This window comes from Mesorhizobium sp. M7A.F.Ca.CA.001.08.2.1, from assembly GCF_003998455.1.
Classification (GTDB): Bacteria; Pseudomonadota; Alphaproteobacteria; order Rhizobiales; family Rhizobiaceae; genus Mesorhizobium; species Mesorhizobium ciceri.
On the sequence record NZ_RZPW01000482.1, the window covers coordinates 1 to 4,868 of the forward strand.

General features: G+C 57.0%; 3 protein-coding genes. All 3 read left to right on the forward strand.

All coding sequences use genetic code 11. The annotated features are described in order from the left end of the window. The coding region (gene rhaS / locus EN914_RS24265) for a rhamnose ABC transporter substrate-binding protein (RefSeq protein ID WP_348631934.1) at positions 1 to 1,073 on the forward strand (1,073 nt) is incomplete at its 5' end. A 688-nt stretch (positions 1,074 to 1,761) separates the two neighbouring features. Further along, on the forward strand, positions 1,762 to 2,979 hold the full coding sequence (locus EN914_RS24270) for an ABC transporter substrate-binding protein (RefSeq protein ID WP_081714392.1): 1,218 nt from the start codon (positions 1,762 to 1,764) through the stop codon (positions 2,977 to 2,979). A gap of 77 nt (positions 2,980 to 3,056) precedes the next feature. Beyond that, positions 3,057 to 4,868: ABC transporter permease (locus EN914_RS24275; RefSeq protein ID WP_127389316.1), on the forward strand; the 1,812-nt coding region annotated here is incomplete at its 3' end.

Consider the following 4,868-nt stretch of genomic DNA (forward strand, 5'->3'; position numbering starts at 1 on the left):
CTGTTGGAGCGCCCCAATATCGATCTCTTGAAACTAGATGGGAGGAAGCAATGAATCCGGATCGCCGTCGGCTTTTGAAACTCGTGTCCGGTGCTGCGCTCGCTGGCGTTACGTCAACGGCACCTTTGCGGCCCGCCTTCGCGCAGCAGAAGCTGCGCATCGGATTGGTTGTCAAGGTCATGGGCATCAGCTATTTCGACGTGACCCGCGATGGTGGTCAGCAAGCGGCCGATGAACTAGGCAATGTCGAACTCGTTTACACGGGTCCGACCGCAGCGACCGTCGAACAGCAGATTGCGGTCATCGACGCGCTCGTCGCCCAGAAAATCGACGCTCTTGTCATCTCGGCCAACGACGCCACAGCCCTCATCCCTACAGGCAAGAAGGCGATGCAGCGTGGCATAAAGGTCATCTCCTTCGATTCTGCGATCGCGCCGGAAGGCCGCATAATGCATGTGAACGCCCCGCACGATGACTTAATCGGCGCCAATGACGTGCGCATGATCAGCAAGACGCTCGGTGGCGAAGGCGAGGTCGCAATTCTGTCGGCAACCTCGCAGGCAACCAACCAGAACCTCTGGATCGAGAAGATGAAGGAGGAGTGGCAGAAGGAGAAATATGCCAAGCTAAAGCTGGTCGGCGTGGTCTATGGCGACGACGCGGCGGACAAGAGCTATCGCGAGGCGCAGGGACTCATAAAAGCGTACCCAAATTTGAGGGCCATTATCTCGCCGACCGCCGTCGGCATTGTCTCCGCCTGCCGGGCGGTTACCGATGCAGGTCAGTTGGGCAAGATATTTGTTACGGGCCACGGCCTGCCTTCGGAGATGAAGCCAAACGTGCTTTCCGGTGTGACCGATACGTTCCAGCTTTGGAGTCCTGCTGATCTCGGCTACGCGGCCGTCATGTATGCCGGCATGCTCGCGCGTGGGCAAACCGACGGTGCAGCCAACAGCACCACCAAGATCGGTCGTCTCGGCGACATGACCGTGGAGGCGGACGGCAGCGCTTATCTCAAGGACCTGTTGGTATTCGATAAGTCGAACATCGAAGAGTGGGCGACGAAATTTTAAGCGTCAGGAGTTTCGGACGCCTGGTTGTGCGTGATCTCGAAGCGAACCAAAGTTTCGTCAACGGGCAAACTCTCGCGCTTTACGGGAGGTCGTGATTGCGGGCTTTTAATCAGCCGATCTGAACGAAGTTTGCCCCGGGGACACTTGCCGCAGGGGAAGTTTCGGCGCTCTGGGCCGGCATGCCGATCCGATCGTGCCGTTCGGATTCCTACCGGGCGGCACTGGGCTGAAGCTTCTGCGCTACGGGCGTGTCCGTGACGACCTTATCCTCGACGCAGAGCGCTTCTGTCTGGACACAGAAATTCGCCTTGTCAGTAGGGTGCAAGGGAATTGCTCCGTGGAGAGGGCGAACAGTTCGCAAATGATTCCGCGATACGCGGCGAACCCTAGTACCCTGCTGCAGCCAGCCCGTCAGCGTGCATCTCCAAACGCGATGACATGTTTTCCATATGAGACTCCCTCACGCCGGCAGTTGCGGTAAAAACCCTGGAAAAGAACCCGAGCCACAGAATTGGGCTGAGCCCACGGTGTAGGCGGATATTTGTCGTGGGGGAGGAGCGTTGCCGCAACCCTACCATTTGCGCCATCGCCAGACAGTCTGGTTGGCGGCGATTATGCGCCCGAACCCTTGGTTCACGACAATCCAAACCGCCTTAAACGACAAATATTAATGAGGAGGAATTAATAAATGCCAATGAAGACACTTGCTGCTGTCGGCCTGACAATAGCTATCGCTCTGACCGGTACTGTCCCGACATCAGCCCAGATGAAGAGCAGCACGTTCAACATTCTGATGCTGACTGATCTTTCCTCGGTCTATTCAGAAACCTCAGGTCCAGGTGATGTGGAATTCGCAAAGATGGCGGTCGAAGATTTCGGTGGCAAGGTCAACGGGGTTCCGATAAAAGTCATCGTCGTCGACAACAAGCTTGATCCGGCGCTGTCCGTCAACAAGGCACGCGAGATCATCGATTCCCAGGGCGTGAATCTGATAACGGACGTGTCGAGCTCGGCGGCCGCGATCGCTGTTGCCAAGCTTGCCAACGAACGACACATTCTGACGACTTTCGTCAGCCCAGGAACCATGGCACTTTCCAACGAGGCCTGCGGTAAATACACTTGGCACTACGGTTACGATACTTCAGCCATGTCGGTCCCAGTCAAACAAATGACCAAGGAGGGCACTAAGAAGTGGTACTTTATCGCGGCTGACTTTGCCTTCGGTAAATCTCTGCTCGATTCTTTCTCAAAGGCTGTCAAGCAGAATGGCGGCGAAATCGTCGGGGTGGACATGGTGCCGTTCCCCAATGATGATTTCTCAAACTATCTCCTGAAAGCGCAGGCGGCGGGCGCGCAGGCCATCGGCATTCTTGAATCAGGTCAGGACCTGCGCAACGCGGTCAAGCAGGCACGAGAGTTCGGATTGATGGACGCAGGTATAAAGATTGTTCCCGGCCAGTTGAATCTGTCGGACGTCAAAGCTCTTGGCCCAGACACTTGGGCTGGCGTTAACGCCGCGCTGATCTGGTATTGGGATCTGGACGACGAGACCCGGAAATTCGCCAAACGCTTCCATGAGAAACTGAATTTCTATCCCGGCGACATACACGCCGGGAACTATTCCGCCGTCTATCAGGTGCTGAAAGCGGTCCAGGAACTCGGCACCGACGATCCCGACAAGGTGACGAAAGTCCTTGAAGGCCGACGTTTCAGCGACATGTTCGCGAAGGACGCGCTCATGCGCAAGAGCGACCATCTTGTGGTCAAGCGCACCTTCGTCGGTCAGGTCAAGCCCGCGTCGGGCGTGAAGAACGATAGTGACTTTTTTGATATCACCGGCTCGGTTCCAGGTGACGAGGCGTATTATCCGGAGACGGACAGCACCTGCAAGCACGACTGGGAGTAGGACGACATAGTTCCCGGCATCGGTTTATCGACGTCGCCGGGACGCATCTGGCCTGCAGAGATCCGGAGTTCTACCTAATGTCATATTATGCGATATTGCTCTTCAATGGGCTGGTGACCGGCGGGGTCCTGGCGCTGATGAGCCTCGGAATGAGCATCATTTTCGGCATGATGCGCGTGGTCAATTTTATGCATGGCTCCATGTTCATGCTTGGCGCCGTCACCGCGTTGGTTCTGGGGTCTCAATTCGGCCTCTCGTTGTGGGTCGGCTTCCTCGTTTCAGCCGTCTTTGTTGGCACGACTGGCATCGTGCTGGAACGGCTGCTTATACGGCGCCTCTACGGCCTCGACCTTGCGTATGTTCTGATCCTAACGTTCGGCCTCTCGCTGATCATGCAAGACGTCGTCCGGATATTCTACGGTGTGACGTCCGCGCCCTATCTTGTGCCCGACCTTCTCAAAGGTGCCGTCAACCTTGGGTTCGTCTCCTATCCGAAATATCGTCTCTTTGTCGTCATAGTATCGATCGGCTTGTGTTTCGGTACATGGTTCGCGCTGGAGCGTACCCGTTTGGGCGCCCTTATCCGGGCGGCCTCGGAGCGGCCCGATCTCCTCAAATGCTTCGGTGGGAACGTACCCCTCCTCATTTCCGGGACATTCTTCTTTGCCTCGGCTCTGGCCGGGCTGGCTGGGGCGCTCTCCGCGCCGTTGCGCAACGTGTCACCCTTCATGGGCGAAGAGATGATCAATTTCGTCTTTGCTGTGGTCGTTGCCGGCGGGATGGGGTCGATTGCCGGCTCGGTGGTCATGGGCTTTGCATCCGGTCTCGTCTCGGCCATCGCAGCGATCTTCTATGCCCCGGCGTCCACCGCAGTCATTTACATCCTTATGCTTGTTGTGCTGCTGGTGCGGCCCGGCGGTATCTTCCAGGGCATCGACATCTCTCATTTCGCGCTTCACTACACACCGATGACGGAGCGCGCGCGACAGGTATTCCTGAGCAGGCCTGCCGCCTTGGTCGCGCTTGCTGCCGCCCTTCTGCTTCCTTGGGTGATCTATCCGGTCCTGGCGACCGATATCATCCTATGGGGATTGTTCGCCCTCGGTTTCGATCTTCTGTTCGCATTCGGTGGCCTGCTATCTTTCGGACAGGCGGCCTATTGGGGCACTTCCGCTTATGTCACCGGCATTCTGATGGTTAAGCTCGGGGTCCCGATGCTACTTTCCGTGCTCACGGGTGTCGCCGCCAGTACGGCTGTCAGCCTCCTCTTCGGCTTGGTCGTCGCGCGAAAGAAGGGGATCTATTTCTCGATGATCACTTTCGCGTTCGCATCGATCGTATATTTCATCATCAACCAGTTTCCCGACTTTACGGGGGGCGAGGATGGCCTGCATGGGCTGGTTCGGCCGACACTCCTGGGGCTGGATCTGGGCGATGATAGGGTCTTCTACTATGTATCTCTGGGCGCTGTGGCACTGGTGGTCTACGCCATCCTACGGCTTCTCAAATCGCCTTATGGGCTCGCGCTTCTCGGCGCTCGCGAGAACGAGCAGCGCTTAATGAGCATTGGGTACAATGTATACAGCCTGCGAGTGAAGGCTTACGTGTTTTCGGCTTTGGTATGTTCGATCGGAGGCGCTTTTTATGCGCTGAACCATCAGTTCGTTACGCTCGAGATGGTCAGCTGGCGGGCGTCCGGAGAGCCGGTCATGATGACGCTTCTGGGCGGAGCAGGCACCATTTTCGGGCCATTCGTTGGCAGCGGCGTCGTCCTGATGATGCGCAGCACGCTTTCGTCGATAACGGACAGCGGCAGCCTGTTCCTTGGCATTTTGTTCGTCACCATTGTGCTTCTGTTCCGCCGCGGCATACTCGGCGAAATCGTGCAT

Excerpts from the sequence above, each read along its gene's own strand:
- EN914_RS24270 (WP_081714392.1), top strand. The coding sequence starts at position 1,762 with ATGCCAATGAAGACACTTGCTGCTGTCGGCCTGACAATAGCTATCGCT.